This is a genomic window from Sunxiuqinia rutila (assembly GCF_050589705.1).
In the GTDB taxonomy this organism is placed as follows: domain Bacteria; phylum Bacteroidota; class Bacteroidia; order Bacteroidales; family Prolixibacteraceae; genus Sunxiuqinia; species Sunxiuqinia rutila.
This window is the reverse complement of the sequence record NZ_JBNGOT010000007.1, coordinates 182,734-200,237: the sequence shown is the minus strand read 5'-3', so window position 1 is coordinate 200,237 and position 17,504 is coordinate 182,734. Positions and strand designations below refer to the sequence as shown.

Here is a 17,504-nt window from a genome sequence, read left to right as displayed (position 1 = left end):
AATTTTGTTGGCGGAATGACAAAATAAGTTTGCCATTTCGTTTGTTTAGGTTTATAAAGATATAAAAAATGAATGGCATAAAATGGCTCTCCCTCCGGTTTAGTTTTTTTCTACTTCTTTTGTTGCTGGCAGCTCCGGCCTGTAAGGATGATTTTAAATCCTCCATTCCATACGTTGATGTGAGCCTTTCCATTAATCTCGTTAATAATAATGGATTGTATATACCTGCAAACCCACAATTTTTCAGAGGTGGTTATGGAGGAATTATAGTTATATACACTGGTTATTCCTATTATGCTTATGATGCAGCATGCCCTTACGATGTGGAGGTGAACTATGACTGTAGGTTTAAAGAAAGTGGTGATATTGTAGTGGTCTGCCCCTGCTGTGGAACAAACTATAATCTCATGGAAGGAGGTTATGCTTCAGATGGCCCCTCTGCCGAACCGCTAAAACAATACCGAGTCATTATTTCAAATAACAGGCTGCATATCACCAATTAATCAGGTATCTATTTCGTGCAGTTCGCGGCTCGTTTCCTCGAGCAGAAAAATGCGGTCAAACGAAGAGTTAAAGTCCCAGTTGCTTAGCTTGTTCCGATAGTGAAAGCTTAACTGGTTCTGAAACGAGCGCAGATGAATCAGCAACCACAATTCAACCGGTTTGACTTTCTGATACAAGTAAATTTTTTCTTCTTTGGCCGATATGGTACGCTCAATATTTTGGAACAAAAGCTCTGGCTGGTTGTAATACCCTTGATTGTCGAAGAAGATCTGACCGTGCAGTTCGGTCAGTTCAATCCCAATGACTTTTCTCCGGTTGAGCCGAATCAAAAAATCAGGCGATTCTGTTTGCACCACCTTCCCTTTTGGAAAGTCGGAAATCAGATTTCGAAAGATCTGCAGAACTTGGTTTTCATGTTCTTTTTTGTCGGGCATGTCCGAAGATACAAAAAAAAGCAGCTCGTAAGCTGCTTTCTGTACTATCAATTAATAACGATAATGCTCGGGTTTATAAGGACCTTCCTGCGGAACGCCCAGATAATCGGCTTGCTCTTTCGAGAGTTTAGTCAGCTTGACACCCAGTTGCTCCAGATGCAGGCGTGCAACCTCTTCATCCAAGTGCTTCGGCAAGCGATAAACATCCGTTGGGTAATCGGTTTTCCACAACTCAATCTGAGCCAGCGTTTGGTTGGTGAATGAGTTACTCATCACAAACGATGGGTGACCAGTGGCACATCCCAGGTTCACCAAACGACCTTCAGCCAACAAATAGATACAATGCCCATCTTCGAACAAATACTTATCAACCTGAGGTTTGATATTTATTTTCTGAATTCCGGCCCATTTCTCCAAACGGGAAACCTGAATTTCATTGTCGAAGTGACCGATGTTGCACACAATGGCTTGGTCTTTCATACCTGCCATATGGTCGGCCGTAATAATATCTTTATTTCCGGTGGTCGTCACAAAAATGTTTCCTTCATCCAAAGCCTCTTCCATGGTTTTCACTTCAAAACCTTCCATGGCAGCCTGCAACGCGCAAATAGGATCAATTTCAGTTACAATGACACGGGCACCATATCCACGCATGGAGCGGGCACATCCTTTACCTACGTCTCCGTAACCTGCAACAACAACCACTTTTCCACCAATCATTACATCGGTGGCACGCTTGATACCGTCAGCCAATGATTCGCGGCAACCATACAAGTTATCAAATTTCGATTTGGTCACCGAATCGTTTACGTTGAAAGCCGGGAATAACAGGCTTCCTTTTTCCATCATTTGGTACAGACGGTGCACCCCTGTGGTGGTTTCTTCCGAAACCCCTTTGATTTCTGGAGCGGTACGGTGCCAGCGCTGTGGATCTTCCTGCAGAATCCGTTTTAGTGTATTGTGTAGTTCAATTTCATCTTCGGCTTCCAGTTCCACATCCAAAATGGATGCATCTTTCTCAGCGGCATATCCCTGGTGAATCATAATGGTAGCATCTCCCCCATCGTCAACAATCAGGTTAGGACCTAATCCGTTTCCAAAGTCAAGTGCTTTTTCCGTACACCACCAATATTCGGCCAGGGTTTCGCCTTTCCAGGCAAATACCGGAACACCGGCAGCAGCAATGGCAGCAGCAGCATGATCCTGGGTGCTGAAAATATTGCAGCTTGCCCAACGAACATCGGCCCCCAGCTCAACCAGGGTTTCAATCAAAACAGCCGTTTGAATCGTCATGTGCAAAGAGCCCATAATACGTGCTCCTTTTAGTGGCTGTTCCTTCGCAAACTTCTTGCGAACAGACATCAGGCCGGGCATTTCCTTTTCGGCAATTTCAATTTCCTTACGTCCGTAATCGGCCAGCGATATATCGGCTACTTTATAATCAATTTTCTTCTCTGTCATCATCGTCATAATGTGTGCAATTTTTGTGGCGCAAAGATAGTTATTCCATTTAATAACTCAAATGAAACCAGATTGTTTGCGGTTGTCTAAGCGCAGATTAATACATGGAAGTACGGGGTAGCTTAAATTTTTGTTTTATGGTATTCATTCCTAAAAAAACCCTGAATACTCGCTTTGTCCTCCTCTAGCTGGGAGCGCAACCCTTCAATGGAGCCAAACTTCTGTTCTTCCCTTACTTTTTTGATAAATTTCAGCTCAAGTTGTTGGCCATAAATATCCTTGTCGAAGTCAAAAATATGAACTTCAATGCTTCGATGGTCGGCATTTTTATTGATGGTTGGCCGGGTTCCAATATTCAGCATGCCTCGGTGGGTCACCCCGTTCAGGTTGACAAGCACGGCATAAACGCCATAGCCCGGAATAATTTTATGCGGGTCTGAAGCTTCAATGTTGGCCGTAGGAAACTGAATTTTACGCCCCAGCTTTTGCCCTTCAACAACCGTTCCGTGCAGGCTGAAAGGATAGCCCAGGTAGCGGTTGGCCTTAGTGATGTCGCCTTCCTGAAGAGCTTTACGAATCTTGGTTGAACTGATGTTGGCATTGTCGGAAAGCAAAACGTCGAGCTTTTCAAGCTTGAACTGGAAAGCCAGCGACAAGCTTTGGAGCATGTCAAAATCGCCTTTGCGGTCTTTCCCAAATTTGTGGTCATAGCCCACCACCAAACTGTCAATTTGCAGTTGGTTTACCAAAAGGATACGCACAAAGTCGGTATAGCTCAATTCAGAAAAAGTCTGGGTAAAGGGGTAGATGATCAGGTGGTCAACGCCAGCCTGCTCCAGCAACTCAATTTTCTCCTCCAAAGTGGTCAGCAAACGCAGGCTGCCCGGATCTTTTTTGAGCACTAATCGGGGATGGGGAGCAAAGGTGAAAATTACGGATTCACCTCCTTGCTGACTGGCAATTTCATTCAGGTGCTTAATCACCTTGCGGTGCCCCAAATGAACGCCATCAAAGGAACCAACCGTTAAAACCGGTTTTGCTACATTGAATTGGCTAACGTCACGATAAACTTTCATTCAAGTTTCATTTTGCAGTGCCAAATGTAGCACATTTTTAGATTTTAGCCCCACTCTTGCCGGTTAAAACCCCAAGGCCTGCTAAAAGATTTTACACGAGCCCGTGATTTGATTGGTAATTTATTATTTTTACCCACCGTTAAAAAATTGATAAAAAAATCCGAATCGTGAAAAGATTAATTGCCTTAGCTATTTCATTGGCAGCGATCATGGTCGCCTGCGATGATTCTACCCAATACAAAATATCCGGGAAAATCACCAATGCCGAAGGACAGTACGTTTACCTGGACGAACTCAAGGTAAGCTCATCCGAAAATGTAGATTCCGTAAAAATCAACAAATCCGGAGAGTTTGAGTTTGATGGCACCGTGCAGCACCCCACCTTCTTCCTTTTAAAACTCAGCGAAAAGAACTTCATTACCCTGCTGGTTGATTCTGCTGAGCAGGTTTATGTTTCGGGTGATGCAGCTAATTTTTCACGCGATTATCTGGTAACAGGCTCTGAAGGTTCCACATTGGTTCAGGAGCTAAACCAACATTTAAGTCACACCAAGCACCAACTGGATTCGATAAGCTCTTTGCATGTGCTTTTCCGGAACGATCCCAACTACCCGACCCTGAAAACGAAGTGGGAAGAGGAGTACAAAGAGGTAGTTGAAAAGCAAATGAAATATTCTCAGAATTTTGTGACCACCCACCCCTTTTCCATGGCTAACGTACTGGCCCTGTATCAAAAATTTGACGATCAGAATTTTGTCGTTCAGGACCTCCAGTCGTTAAAAACTGCCGCTTCGGCCCTTAACTCCTTTTACCCGGAGTCGGAACACGTGCAGGCGCTTTACGCCAACACCATCAAACTCATTACCGATGAGCGCAATGCCCGGATCAACCAGTTAATTCGTGAGCAAGGAAAAAACAGTCCGGATATTGTATTGCCAGATCCTGACGGAAAAGAAATTGCACTTTCCTCTTTGGAGGGCAAGCATGTACTTGTTCAGTTCTGGGCTTCGCAAGACCGCGGCTCACGGATTATGAATCCGGTATTGGTTGAACTGTACAAGAAATACAACAAAAAGGGCTTTGAAATTTACCAGGTAAGTGTGGATGAAAACCGCTACGAGTGGCTTGATGCCATTGACCAGGACAAGCTGAGCTGGATTAATGTAGGTGACATGGAAGGTAGCCGTACTGCATTAATGAACTACAACGTGCAAAGCATTCCTTTCAATTACCTGCTGGACGAAGAAGGTAAAATCATTGGAAAAGACCTGAAAGGACCTGCCTTAGACCGTTTATTGAGTAAAGCATTGAACTAATCGTCCGGCTTTTTCGGGTTTCTTTTCGGCAAAAAAAACGGCAATACTGAATTTATATCGGTATCTTCGCCCTGTTTTTTCGGACTATAAAATACAAGTAAGTTGACTGATTATCAAGGTAAGATATACTTCATCTCAGACATTCACCTTGGCGCTCCGGCTTTGAACAACAACCGGGAACGCGAGCAGCTGTTTGTCGCCTGGCTGGACGAAATCAAGCAGGATGCAGCAGCACTCTTTTTGATGGGTGATATTTTTGATTTCTGGTTTGAATACAAAACGGTGGTTCCCCGCGGCTTTACCCGCACCTTAGGAAAACTGGCCGAACTGGCCGACTCCGGCATTCCGGTTCATTTTTTCACCGGCAACCACGATGTTTGGGTGTTCGACTACCTCTCCAAGGAATTGGGTATTCAGGTACACCGAAAAGAAATGCGGGCCAGCTTTTCGGGAAAGAAATTCTTTCTGGCGCATGGCGATGGCCTTGATCCTTACGACAAAGGCTATCATTTTCTGAAAAAATTGTTTACCAACCGGTTTCTGCAATGGCTGTTTAGCTGGTTGCACCCAACCATTGGCGTATCGTTGGCTTTGGCCTGGTCCAAAAAGAGCCGCTTATCCAAAGGAATGTTCTTCCCATTTCAGGGCGAAGACAAGGAAGGGCTTTATCTTTTTGCAAAATCAGTGCTTGAAGATGAAGAAGTTGACTATTTTATTTTCGGGCATCGGCATTTGTTATTAGATTTGCCCCTTGAAAAAAATACCCGCTACATCAATCTTGGAGATTGGATTACTCATTTCTCCTATGGTGTTTTTGATGGCAAAACATTTGAATTGAAAACTTATAAAGATTCGGGCGACAAGCCTGCGAATAGATAGTTATGGCTAAAAAGTTATACACAAAAATTATTGGTACGGGAAGCTGTATTCCCGAGCAAGTAATAAAAAACGATCACTTTTCAGAATACAATTTCTATGATCCGTCTTCAAAGCAACCTTTTGACAAGACCAACGAAGAGATCATCAAGAAATTTCATGAAATTACAAATATTGAAGAGCGCCGCTGGGTAAAAGAGGAGCAAGTCAATTCGGACATTGCTGCTGAAGCCATTAAAAATGCCTGTCAGGATGCCGGCATTGAACTGGACGAGCTGGACTTCATCATCATTGGGCACAACTTTGGCGATGTGGAAGCCGGACGCACCCATACCGATGTGCTTCCTTCGTTGGCTAACAAAGTCAAGGGAATCCTGAAAATTAAAAATCCAGCCTGTATCTGCCACGATGTTATTGCAGGATGTCCGGGATGGACGCAGGCAATGATTGTTGCGGATGCTTATATTCGCAGCGAAACACACCAGCGCGGAGTCGTTGTTGGTTCCGACGTGCTTTCGCGTATTTCAGATCCCCATGACCGCGACAGCATGATCTATGCCGATGGTGCTGGCGCTACGGTTGTACAGGGCGTTTGGTCTGACGAGCCTACCGGAGTTCTGGCTCATTCGAGCCGTTCAGATTCAATTCCTTATGCCAGCCTGTTGACAATGGGCGAATCAATGAATCCGGATTATGAAAGCGATGATTTGTTCATCAAAATGAAAGGACACAAGCTTTATGTGTACGCCTTGAATTTTGTGCCGGGAGTGGTCAAGGCCAGCCTGGACAAAGCAGGCATCACCCTGGGCGATGTGAAGAAAGTATTGATCCACCAGGCCAATGAGAAGATGGATGAAGCAATTCTGAAAGGCGTCTTTAAATTGTACGATGAGAAGAACATTCCGGAAGGAATCATGCCCATGAGCATCAATAAGCTGGGGAATTCATCAACAGCGACGGTGCCCACCTTGCTTGACCTGATTCTGAAAGGAAAAATGGAAAATCAGGAAATCAAGGAAGGCGACTACATCATTTTGTGCTCTGTTGGAGCCGGAATGAATATCAACTCCATTGTTTATAAGTGGTAATACCGCAAACAACCGTATAAAAAAAGCTGCTTCGAAAATTCGAAGCAGCTTTTTTATTGCCTTCATCCCAAACGATGAACAGGGCATTATTACCAGTTCACTGGTAATAAGTGATGTTGTTCCAAAAACGCATTGGTGCGGCTAAAATGCTTGTTGCCAAAAAAGCCCCGACTGGCCGAAAGCGGCGACGGGTGCACCGAAGTCAGCACCAGGTGCTTGCTTTGATCGATAAATTCGCCTTTGCGAATGGCATAATTTCCCCACAAAATAAACACAACGTGTTCCTTCTCTTCATTGATGCGATGAATGACCGCATCGGTAAAAGTTTCCCAACCTTTTTTCTGATGCGAAGCCGCTTGCCCGGCACGAACCGTTAAGGTGGCATTCAATAGCAACACCCCTTGTTTGGCCCAGCTGGTCAGGTTGCCACTTGTGGGGATGTCTTTACCAACATCTTGCTGCAGCTCTTTAAAAATGTTGCGCAGGCTGGGCGGAAACCGAATGCCATCGTTCACCGAGAAACACAGGCCATGCGCCTGTCCGGGACCATGGTAAGGATCCTGCCCCAAAATCACCACCTTTAACTGGTCAAAAGGGCATTGGTCAAAGGCATTAAAAATAAGTTTGGCCGGCGGGTAAATGCTTTGCGACCGGTATTCCTCATGCACAAAGCTGCTGAGCTTTTCAAAATAGTCTTTTTCAAATTCATCGGCCAGTACGTTCTTCCAACTGGCTTCCATCTTTACATCCATTCAACAGGGTTTAATTTTGAAGCGTTAAAATAGCACTATTGTTTCAAAACGCAAGACGAAGCAGACAGTCCGTGTAAACAAGTTCTGAACATCCCGCCTTCGCTCAATTTCTTGTTTCGTCTTCTGGTTCTTCTTTGTACTTTTAGCCTTCAAAATAAGAAAACATGAATATCATCTATCTGCTTGCCGGCCTGGCTGTTGGTTTTGTTGTGGCTTCGCTTCTGGCTAAATTGAAATCGAAAAATTCGGAAAACACCTGGCTTTTGGCTCGTCAGGAGTACGAAAAAGGCAAGGTTCAGTTGCTGGAACGACTCAGTTATCTGCAGGAAGACAAGGACAAGCTGACGGCTCGCCTGGAGGTGAAAGAGGTGGAACTGGAGCAGCAGGCACAGCGGCTTACCCGGGCCGAAGTGGAAGGAGCCAACCTGAAGGACAAGCTGGCCTCGCAAAAGCAGGAGATGGAAGAATTGCAGAAGAAATTCACCACCGAGTTTGAAAACATTGCCCACAAGCTCCTGAAACAAAATTCGGAAGAATTCACCCTGGCCAATCAGAAGAACATCGGGGCAATCCTCGATCCGCTCCGGGAGAAGATTCAGCTGTTTGAGAAGAAAGTGGAAGACACCTACGAAAAAGGGCTTAAAGATCAAACGGATTTGCGGGCCGAACTGAAGAAGCTGCATGACCTGAACCTGAAAATCAGCGACGAGGCCAACAACTTAACCAAAGCCCTGAAAGGCGATGTCAAAAAACAAGGCAACTGGGGCGAGGTGGTGCTGGAACGTATTCTGGAACGCTCGGGTTTAACCGAAGGGCGCGAGTACGAAAAGCAGTTTAGTGTAATCGGCGAAAACGGCTCGCGCCTGCAACCCGATGTGGTGATTCACCTGCCCGACCAGAAACATTTGGTGGTTGACTCCAAAGTATCGCTGGTAGCCTACGAGCGGCTGGTTAACGCCGAGAACGAACCCGACCGGCTGAAGCACAGCAAAGACCATTTGCAGAGCCTGAAAACACACATCAAGCTGCTTAGCGAAAAGCATTACCAAAGTGCTGCGGGCATGAACAGCCCCGATTTTGTGCTCTTGTTTGTCCCCATCGAATCATCTTTTAGTGTGGCTATTCAGGCCGACCAGGATTTGTTTAACTATGCCTGGGACAACAAAGTGGTGGTGGTGAGCCCATCCACCTTACTGGCTACCTTGCGCACCATTGCCAGTATTTGGCAACAGGAAAATCAAACCCGCAATGCCCTGGAGATTGCCCGGCAGGGAGGCGCTCTGTACGATAAGTTTGTCAATTTTGTAGCCGACCTCGAAAAAGTAGGAAACAACATTGAGCAAACCCGCAAAAACTACGACCTGGCGATGAACAAGCTGAATGATGGTCGTGGCAACCTGATTCGCTCAGCAGAAAAACTCCGCGAACTCGGATCGAAAGCCAACAAAGAGCTGCCTCAGAAATACCTGGAAGAGTAGCCCGGCAACCGGGAGTTATAACTCCCCGCAATAAGACACGGTAACTACCATTCACTGGTAGCTGTAACTACCAACGAAAAAACACGGTAACTTCTTTGGTGGGGCCAGGGGAATCTTTTGCTTCTTCGACTCATCGGATGGTTCGTTATTGATCGAATTCTGAATCCGATCCTGCATTTGATGTGCCGATTTTAATTATCTTCTTCTAATCTGTTTATTTTTTCAAGAGTTTCTGATATTAAATTAACCCACTCTCTCTGATGTTTTAAGTATTCAGTAATGTTTATGTACATACCATTTTTCTTCACACACCAATTCCACACTTTGTATGTATCAAAAAATTCGCCATTAACAATATTTGCCAATTTCTTTAGGTAATCGACTCCAATACTCTTATCTCCAATCAACTCGGTATTATATACAATCCCATAAAACCATACTTCCCCTGTTTCTTGAATAGATGCAAAGTTGTATATCCCATTGGCAGATTTTAAGTTTAGCGAAACAGTTTTACCTCTACCTAATTTAGGAATAATATTGAGTTCAGTTTTTAAAGTCTCGATAAACGTTTGAAAAGACTTTGTTTGGTCTTTCCCTATTGATTTTTGTAACCTCTCAAAGTAAACTTTTTCAGAAATTGTTTTACTCGTATTTTCTTCCTTTTGGTGTTCAATTTCGTCAGGTTGTATATCATCTGATAACTTATATACTATTCTTTCGATTTCTTTAGTTTTTGCTAAAATCCGGGGGGTAACAATTATTTCGCTATTTTTTTGATTTTCAAAAACAGGAATCTCAATAAGGGCAAGTGTAAAGTTTAAATTACCCTCTCTATGTATATATTTAACCAGTTCCTCCATGTTTTCACGTATCCCATCACCAATCAATGTAAGCAAAAAACGACCCTTTGAAAGATTTTTCTGGATATTATCAATGAAAGAACTTTCTTCTATATCTGGACAAAAATTTTGAACTAAATCAAAAAGAGATTTTTCATTTCCTTTTCTTGCCTTTAAACATTCTTGCTCAAATTTTGAATAATTCCATTTTGCGATATCTTTTGCATAATCCAAAATTTGACCAATTACTTTTCTTCTTGCTTCAGGATTTCGCCAAAGTTTACATTCTCCTATTGTTATAAAACCAGATTCGTTAATGAAAATTAAATCAACAGAACCAGACTCAACAAGAAGTTCTCTACAAATAGGAATCATGCCATTAAAAATTGGTTCAATTTCTTCAAATGGCAACAAGTTAGGACTTTGAAAACAAATCTCTTGTATCCAGTCCTCATTATAAACTTTAGAATTAAGAGAGATTCTATCAAGTTTTTGAATCCCACTATCACTTATTATTATGGGTGTTGTATGTTGTTTCATTGTTGACTTTTTTTGGCATATAACACTCAATCATTTTACCCATCGTCATCATGTGCAGTTAAGTTAGCAATAATCATTGATATTGCTAGTTAGTTATTGGGTTGAAAAACGAATGATAGATAAAATAGAGTTGGACGTGCTCATTGACGTTATAGGCTACTGGTTATTGCCTTCTTCCTCAAGGCTTGTTTTTAACAGTTAACGCCGTTTGCGTTATTAACAACGCTACTGAACCTTACAAAAGGTATATGTCAGTAACCCCATTTTATTCTCGTTCTAACCGGTTGACACAGTTTGTTGAACACTCTCGGGCATTTTCTATTTAACACTTCAGGGGGGTACTTCGGAAGTACCCCTCCCCACCTCAAACATGACTCGAGTTACCTCTGAGGTGACTGCAGTCGGTTCCGACCTGACTCGACTTACCTTCGGGGTAACTGCAGTCGGTTCTGACCTGACTCAATTCATCAAAAAGGTGACTGCAGTTAGCTCCAAACAGACTTGAGTCATCAAAAAGGGAACTAAAGTCGGTAAAAAGGTGCGCGGAGTCAGCTCTGCGCAAACTGAAGTCGGCAAAAATAGGCAACAAGTCATCAAAATGGGAACTGAAGTCGGGTTAAGGAAAAGGGAGTGGATGAGACAGGCAGAAGGGAGAAGCACGAAGAAACGAACGCACGAAGTCACGAACAATCGGACTATCCGAGCATCCGAAAATCTGACAATCAATTATTAATTGAAAGGGCTAAAGAATCAAGGAGAAAGGTTAAAGTAGGAAACCAATAGGCAGCTCCTTACACGGGTGGTTGGCTTTCCTTCCATTCTCGAAGGGAAGGTGTCCCGGGAACCGGGACGGATGGGTTAAGAAGGCAGAAGCACGAAGAAACGAACGCACGAACTCACGCACAATCTGAGCATCCGAAAATCTGACAATCAATTATTAATTGAAAAGGCTAAAGAATCAAGGAGAAAGGTTAAAGTAGGAAACCAATAGGCCGCTCCTTACGCTAGTGGTTGGATTTCCTTCCATTCTCGAAGGGAAGGTGGCCCGGGAACCGGGACGGATGGGTTAAGAAGGCACGAAGTCACGAACGCATGAACGTACGAACTCACGCAGAATCCGAATAGCTGACTAGCTTAGCATCCGAAAATCTGACTGTCTGGGCACCACGTAAATAACTGTTGACTAACAACCAATGACCATCATTGACGAATAATGACCATCAATGACAAATTCTCAATTGTAAACACAGAGTGACCAGGAGTAATTCACAGCGTAACACAGAGCAAAAACAATGACAACTGAAAACCGATAACTGACGACTGTCCATAGCCTACAGATTGCTTCGCTACACTCGCAATGACGGAACTGGAACTGTCAACTGATAACCGACAACAGTCCTCTTAACCGCCAATACGCCAAGAAAAGGACGCACCCGATCACGAATGCACAAAGCCCTGCACCCAATCTGCTAATCCAGCTTCAATACCGCCATAAAGGCATTTTGCGGTACCTCAACGTTACCAACCTGCTTCATCCGTTTCTTACCCTTTTTCTGCTTTTCCAACAGCTTGCGTTTCCGCGAAATATCACCCCCGTAACATTTGGCGGTCACATCTTTTCTAACAGCTTTCACCGTTTCGCGGGCAATAATTTTAGCGCCGATAGCCGCCTGAATAGCAATGTCAAATTGCTGACGCGGGATCAGCTCTTTCAGCTTTTCGCACATGCGACGTCCCATGGGGTAAGCATTGTCGAAGTGGATCAGCGAAGACAGGGCATCAACCATTTCGCCGTTCAGCAAAATATCCAGACGCACCAGTTTGGCCGGTTTGTATCCAATAATGTGGTAGTCGAATGAGGCATAGCCCTTCGAAATGGACTTCAGTTTATCGTAGAAGTCAAACACAATTTCGCCCAGTGGCAAGTCGAATGTCAACTCAGCACGCTCGGCGGTGAGGTAATCCTGTTTGGTCAGGGTTCCCCGTTTTTCGAGGCATAAAGTCATTACCTGCCCAATAAAATCAGACTTGGTAATAATCTGTGCCCGGATATAAGGTTCATCAATTTCTTCGATGGTTGTGGATGCCGGCAAGCCCGACGGGTTATACACCGTAATGGTTTCGCCGCTGGTGGTGTGTACTTTGTACGACACGTTGGGCACGGTGGTAATCACGTTCATATCGAATTCCCGATCCAGCCGTTCCTGAATAATTTCCATGTGCAGCATTCCCAGGAATCCGCATCGGAAACCAAACCCTAAAGCGGCCGATGATTCGGGCTCGTAAGTCAGCGAAGCATCATTCAGCTGCAGCTTTTCCATGGCCGAACGCAGGTCTTCATAGTCATCCGAGTCGATGGGGTAAACTCCGGCAAATACCATGGGTTTTACCTCTTCAAAACCTTCAATGGCTTTCGGACAAGGACGAGCTTTATGGGTCAGGGTATCTCCCACCTTCACTTCTTTGGCGGTTTTAATACCCGAAATAATGTAGCCTACATCGCCCGTGCTAAGCGTTTTACGCTTTTCCATATTCAAGCGTAGCACCCCAATTTCATCGGCATTGTATTCTTTCTTGGTGTTGACAAACTTCACCAAGTCACCTTGATTGATGGTTCCGTTGACAATCTTGAAATAGGCAATCACCCCGCGAAACGAGTTAAACACAGAGTCGAATACCAGTGCTTCCAGTGGCGCTTCCGCATCGCCTTTCGGTGCCGGAATAACTTCCACAATCCGGTTTAAAATATCGGCTACGCCTTCACCGGTTTTTCCGCTGGCACGAATAATGTCTTCGCGACTGCAACCAATCAGATCAATAATCTGGTCTTCCACCACTTCCGGCATGGCATTGGGCAAGTCCATCTTATTCAGAATCGGAATAATTTCCAGGTCGTGTTCAATGGCCAGGTAAAGGTTTGAAATGGTTTGCGCCTGAATTCCCTGCGTGGCATCAATAATCAGCAAGGCACCTTCACAGGCCGCAATCGATCGCGACACCTCGTACGAAAAGTCAACGTGTCCCGGAGTATCAATCAGGTTCAACACATACTTTTGCCCATCCTGCTCATAGTCCATCTGAATGGCATGGCTTTTAATGGTGATCCCGCGTTCTTTCTCCAGGTCCATATTATCAAGCACTTGTGCTTTCATGTCCCGTTCGCTCACGGTTTTGGTCACTTCTAAAAGTCGGTCAGCCAGGGTACTCTTCCCATGGTCAATGTGTGCGATAATGCAAAAGTTACGTATATTCTTCATGTATTTAAAAACCTTTCTTTCAATTACTCCTGATCGATTCCGCGCAAAGATATTTAAAATTTGATAACAATAATACAATGCTCAAGCCCGCAAGAAAGTTTAATGTCGATTTAAGATATTGTGGAAATTGAAAAATAAGGGCTATTTTGGCAACCTAATCATCCCAATTCAAGAACATTCCTACTTTCACAGGAATACTTAGTTAAACCAACATGAACACTTCACCCTTATTTCATCTCTTTTTATTTTTGCTGGTTCCGTTTGCAACCGCCTGTGCCGATGACAACACGAATGACCTCAATCAACCCACGGCTCCTGCCGTTGAAGATCATTGGAAGCAACCGTTTTTTGCGTCTGAAGAAACCTACCAGGCCGATCAGGTAAACCCACCTTATGCAGAAAATGGCGGACGAAGTGCCGATCAAATGATAATTTACACCGCAGCCTATGGCGATCATACCAACACCAACCCCTGGGGCGTGGAAGCCATCATTGAAGATGGCATTGTGGTTAATGTAGGCGGAAATGACTCTCCGATTCCCTCAAGCGGAATGGTTCTGTCGGGTCATGGAAAAGCAGCCAATTGGATTAATGATCACCTTGAAGTGGGCGACAAGGTTGAAAAAAACGGCCACATCATTCGCGTTATTTCGTCTGAAAATTCACTGGTCAACCAGGCCCAGGTATTCATCCGTAACGGAAAAATCAGAAGCGCGGAAATCAAGCACCCGTCCATCAATTCGGAACATCTAACTGCGCTTGAACAAACATTTAACACCACCCTTGAAGCCTTTAAAGCAGCCAAGCAAGCCGGTGATTCGTCCAAAGTGCAACAGCTGGCCGAAGAAAGTTTATTGCTTGGAAAAGACTATTTCTATTACACCTTTCCGGCCCTTGAGAATGACGAGCGATCGGCCTGGCTGGAAATACACGGAATGAGCAAGGAAGAACTGGAAGCGGTATTTAAAGACCTGGCAGAAATCGGATTTAATGCCGTTTGCCCGGAGGTGATTTACCGGGGCTGGTCAATCTTTCCGGATGCCCCCAATGGCTTAAACCAATACCCCGATTTCATTGGCCGCGATCCGATGCAGGAAATGATTGAGCTGGGTGAAAAATACAACATTAAGGTAATCCCTTGGGTCTGGGTGTATTTTATTGGGGTTGATCATTTCCCTGATCTGATTAACAACCGCAGGGAATGGCTGGCCGTATCACGCCAAGGCAAACACCCGTCGGTTGTCGAAGCCGGATTCTACTACTTCTGCCCAAGCCGCGATGAAGTAAAAGACTACTGGCTGCAGGTTTACCAGCACATGCATGAAAAATATCAAATCAAGGATCTTCAACTGGATTACATCCGCTACCCCGGAGAGCCGTGGACCAATGATTATTGCTACTGTGAGGTATGCCGCCAAAAGTTTGCCGAGCAAAACGATGGTGTCGACCCGCTTGACATTAGCCCTGAGGCCAATCCACAACTTTGGGTGAAATGGGATAAATACAGGCAGGCCAATGTCAATCGTTTTGTAGAAGCGGTAAGCGACCTGCTTCCCGGGGTGAATATCTCGGCTGCAGTGGTGCCCGACCGGGAAGCCTCGCTTAAGCACAAAAAACAGGATTGGGGCAAATGGCTTGACAACAACTGGCTCAACACGGTTTACATCATGTCTTACTCTTCGGATGTGGATTTGGTGGCCAGTCATATCGACTACATGGTAGCTCAAACAGATGACCAACACCGGGGCATTGCCGGCCTGGGACCTTTTCAAGGCATGAAACCCGAAATTTTGGTCAAAGAAATTGACTTGGGCCGCCTCAAACAACTTGATGGCACCTGTCTTTTCCTGTACAACGCCCTCACCGAAGAGCAAAAATATGCCCTCCGGAAAGGCCCTTACCGTAAATAAGCTTTAGCAGGCCCACACCGCCGACGATTCCCTAAATGCGTCGGCGGGAAATTAAAATCCACAAGAATTCAGTTATCTTTGCACCGTTTGATAATGATTTTACATGAAAGATTACCTGATCTATAGTATCGGATTTTTAAGCCAGATCCTGTTTTTTGCGCGCACCATCATCCAGTGGTTCAAGTCGGAGCACGAAGGCAAAGTATTATCGCCTACCCTGTTCTGGAAGATCAGCCTGCTGGCTTCAATCTTAATGCTGATCTACGGCATTATGCGCAACGATGCCGCCATTCTGATCGGGCAAATCCTGGTTTACTTTATCTATGTGCGAAATATCCAGCTCAAAAACGACTGGAAAACCATGTCGCCCGTTATGCGCGGGGGCATTCTGATAATGCCTGCAATTATTCTGAGTTTTCTGTTTTTAGGAACCGACTACTCGCTGGCTACCTTTTTCAAGAATGAAAACAACCCGCTGTTACTCATGATCTGGGGAATTTTGGCGCAACTGATTTTCATTTCCCGCTTCTTCTACCAATGGCTTTACTCGGAAAACCGTAAAGAATCGATTCTGCCTCTCGGGTTTTGGATCATTAGCATTGTTGGATCAGCCATGAACTTTATCTATGGGGTGTATCGGCTCGACCCGGTTCTGGTGGCAGCACACAGTCTGGGCATGTTTGTTTACCTGCGTAACATCCTGATTCACTATAACCGCCGCAGCCTGTTCAGCCGGCTGAACATCCCGGTGTTGGAGAAGCTCATTGCCTTTGTTTCGGGAAAGATCAAGTAGCTCATACATTTCAAACCGAAAAGTTCCCCCCGGCTGACCTTCATGGGTTCTTTGGTCGTGAATCTCAATTGTCGTTCGGTTAATACCCAAAGGGGCAACCACTGACAGCAGTCTTTTCAATCTTTTTAACCGAAAGAAATGACTATTGCCTGATCTTCCTTAAATTTGCAGGCATCGTATTAAGAATATTCAAGCTTATGCAATCAACCATCGTTGTTACCGGATGTGCCGGATTTATAGGGTCTCACCTGAGTGAAAAACTGCTGGCAGCGGGCAATCAGGTCATCGGTATCGATAATTTCGATCCGTTTTACGACCGCCAGGTCAAAGAACGCAACCTGTCAGGTTTTCAAAACCATCCCCACTTTCGCTTCATCGAAGTGGATCTGGCCAACCAGGAAGACTTGAGCCGGGAGCTTGCTCAGGAGCAGATTGATGTGATTGTTCACCTGGCCGGTAAAGCCGGGGTTCGTCCGTCCATTGAAGATCCGCAGGGCTATATTCGGGCCAACATTACAGCCACCCAAAACATTTTAGATGTCATGAAAAACAAAGGCATCAAAAAATTAGCCTTTGCGTCGTCCTCGTCGGTTTATGGCAACACCAAGGAAACCCCCTTTCATGAAGAGCAGGATGTAAGCCGTCCCATTTCGCCCTATGCTTTTACCAAAAAAGCCTGCGAGCTGCTCAACTACACCTACCACTCTTTGTATGAACTGGACATCATCAACCTGCGCTTTTTCACCGTGTTTGGTCCGCGCCAACGGCCCGATCTGGCCATTCACAAATTTACCCGGCTGATTTTAAACGGGGAAGAAATTCCGATGTTTGGCGATGGCAGTACCTCACGCGACTATACGTATTACGAAGATACGGTAGCCGGAATTCAAGGGGCTATTGACTACCTGCAGACCAACCAGGGAGTTTACGAGACACTGAATTTGGGGAACAACCAACCGGTAAAACTCAGCGAAATGATTGCGGCCATTGAAAAAGCCTGCGGGGTAAAAGCGAACATCAAGCAGTTGCCCATGCAGCCCGGCGATGTGGACATTACCTTTGCCAATATTGAAAAAGCAAAAAAAATGCTGGGGTACAATCCGCAGTATTCATTTGAAGAAGGGGTTAAAAACTTTGTGAACTGGTACCGCCAGCTTCACACCAGCTAACAAAAATAGGT

General features: G+C 44.9%; 14 protein-coding genes. 8 read left to right on the top strand and 6 right to left on the bottom strand.

The features are described 5' to 3' along the window. Positions 1-68 precede the first annotated feature (68 nt). Positions 69-503, top strand: a complete 435-nt coding sequence (locus ACRD6K_RS10945) for a Rieske (2Fe-2S) protein (protein WP_430973286.1) — start codon at positions 69-71, stop codon at positions 501-503. Here the strand turns inward: ACRD6K_RS10945 and ACRD6K_RS10940 are convergent, their stop codons facing one another. From ACRD6K_RS10940 to ACRD6K_RS10930, 3 genes are all read right to left on the bottom strand, one after another. Then, positions 504-989 (bottom strand): hypothetical protein, encoded by a 486-nt coding sequence (locus ACRD6K_RS10940; protein ID WP_430973285.1) that lies wholly within the window; start codon positions 987-989, stop codon positions 504-506. It abuts the gene before it with no gap. Then, entirely contained in the window at positions 990-2,411 is a 1,422-nt protein-coding gene (gene ahcY / locus ACRD6K_RS10935; RefSeq protein WP_430973351.1) for an adenosylhomocysteinase, read from the bottom strand. It abuts the gene before it with no gap. A 110-nt stretch (positions 2,412-2,521) separates the two neighbouring features. After that, entirely contained in the window at positions 2,522-3,475 is a 954-nt protein-coding gene (locus ACRD6K_RS10930) for a bifunctional riboflavin kinase/FAD synthetase (protein ID WP_430973284.1), read from the bottom strand. 167 nt (positions 3,476-3,642) lie between these two features. Here ACRD6K_RS10930 and ACRD6K_RS10925 point away from each other — a divergent pair, with 167 nt between their 5' ends. The 3 genes from ACRD6K_RS10925 to ACRD6K_RS10915 all read left to right on the top strand — a co-directional run bounded on the left by ACRD6K_RS10925 (position 3,643) and on the right by ACRD6K_RS10915 (position 6,755). After that, positions 3,643-4,791: a thioredoxin-like domain-containing protein gene (locus ACRD6K_RS10925; protein ID WP_430973283.1), complete on the top strand. Its 1,149-nt coding sequence runs from the start codon at positions 3,643-3,645 to the stop codon at positions 4,789-4,791. A 102-nt stretch (positions 4,792-4,893) separates the two neighbouring features. Beyond that, positions 4,894-5,670, top strand: a complete 777-nt coding sequence (locus tag ACRD6K_RS10920; protein WP_299582510.1) for a UDP-2,3-diacylglucosamine diphosphatase — start codon at positions 4,894-4,896, stop codon at positions 5,668-5,670. A 2-nt stretch (positions 5,671-5,672) separates the two neighbouring features. Beyond that, positions 5,673-6,755, top strand: a complete 1,083-nt coding sequence (locus tag ACRD6K_RS10915; RefSeq protein ID WP_430973282.1) for a 3-oxoacyl-ACP synthase III family protein — start codon at positions 5,673-5,675, stop codon at positions 6,753-6,755. An 89-nt stretch (positions 6,756-6,844) separates the two neighbouring features. Here ACRD6K_RS10915 and ung read toward each other — a convergent pair whose 3' ends face one another. Beyond that, positions 6,845-7,507, bottom strand: coding sequence for a uracil-DNA glycosylase (gene ung, locus ACRD6K_RS10910; RefSeq protein ID WP_430973281.1), 663 nt, complete (start codon positions 7,505-7,507; stop codon positions 6,845-6,847). A gap of 164 nt (positions 7,508-7,671) precedes the next feature. On the opposite strand from ung, the gene ACRD6K_RS10905 reads away from it, so the two are divergent. Continuing rightward, positions 7,672-8,985, top strand: a complete 1,314-nt coding sequence (locus ACRD6K_RS10905; protein WP_430973280.1) for a DNA recombination protein RmuC — start codon at positions 7,672-7,674, stop codon at positions 8,983-8,985. 191 nt (positions 8,986-9,176) lie between these two features. On the opposite strand, the gene ACRD6K_RS10900 is transcribed toward ACRD6K_RS10905, so the two are convergent. Beyond that, entirely contained in the window at positions 9,177-10,364 is a 1,188-nt protein-coding gene (locus tag ACRD6K_RS10900) for a hypothetical protein (protein ID WP_430973279.1), read from the bottom strand. Between the two features lie 1,469 nt (positions 10,365-11,833). Continuing rightward, complete coding sequence (gene lepA / locus ACRD6K_RS10895; RefSeq protein ID WP_299580679.1) at positions 11,834-13,621, bottom strand: translation elongation factor 4; 1,788 nt, start codon at positions 13,619-13,621, stop codon at positions 11,834-11,836. A 212-nt stretch (positions 13,622-13,833) separates the two neighbouring features. On the opposite strand from lepA, the gene ACRD6K_RS10890 reads away from it, so the two are divergent. The 3 genes from ACRD6K_RS10890 to ACRD6K_RS10880 all read left to right on the top strand — a co-directional run bounded on the left by ACRD6K_RS10890 (position 13,834) and on the right by ACRD6K_RS10880 (position 17,493). Then, complete coding sequence (locus ACRD6K_RS10890; RefSeq protein WP_430973278.1) at positions 13,834-15,531, top strand: glycoside hydrolase family 10-like protein; 1,698 nt, start codon at positions 13,834-13,836, stop codon at positions 15,529-15,531. Between the two features lie 103 nt (positions 15,532-15,634). Next, positions 15,635-16,324, top strand: a complete 690-nt coding sequence (locus ACRD6K_RS10885; protein WP_430973277.1) for a lipid-A-disaccharide synthase N-terminal domain-containing protein — start codon at positions 15,635-15,637, stop codon at positions 16,322-16,324. Between the two features lie 197 nt (positions 16,325-16,521). After that, positions 16,522-17,493, top strand: coding sequence for a GDP-mannose 4,6-dehydratase (locus ACRD6K_RS10880; RefSeq protein ID WP_430973276.1), 972 nt, complete (start codon positions 16,522-16,524; stop codon positions 17,491-17,493). The last annotated feature ends 11 nt before the right edge of the window (positions 17,494-17,504 follow it).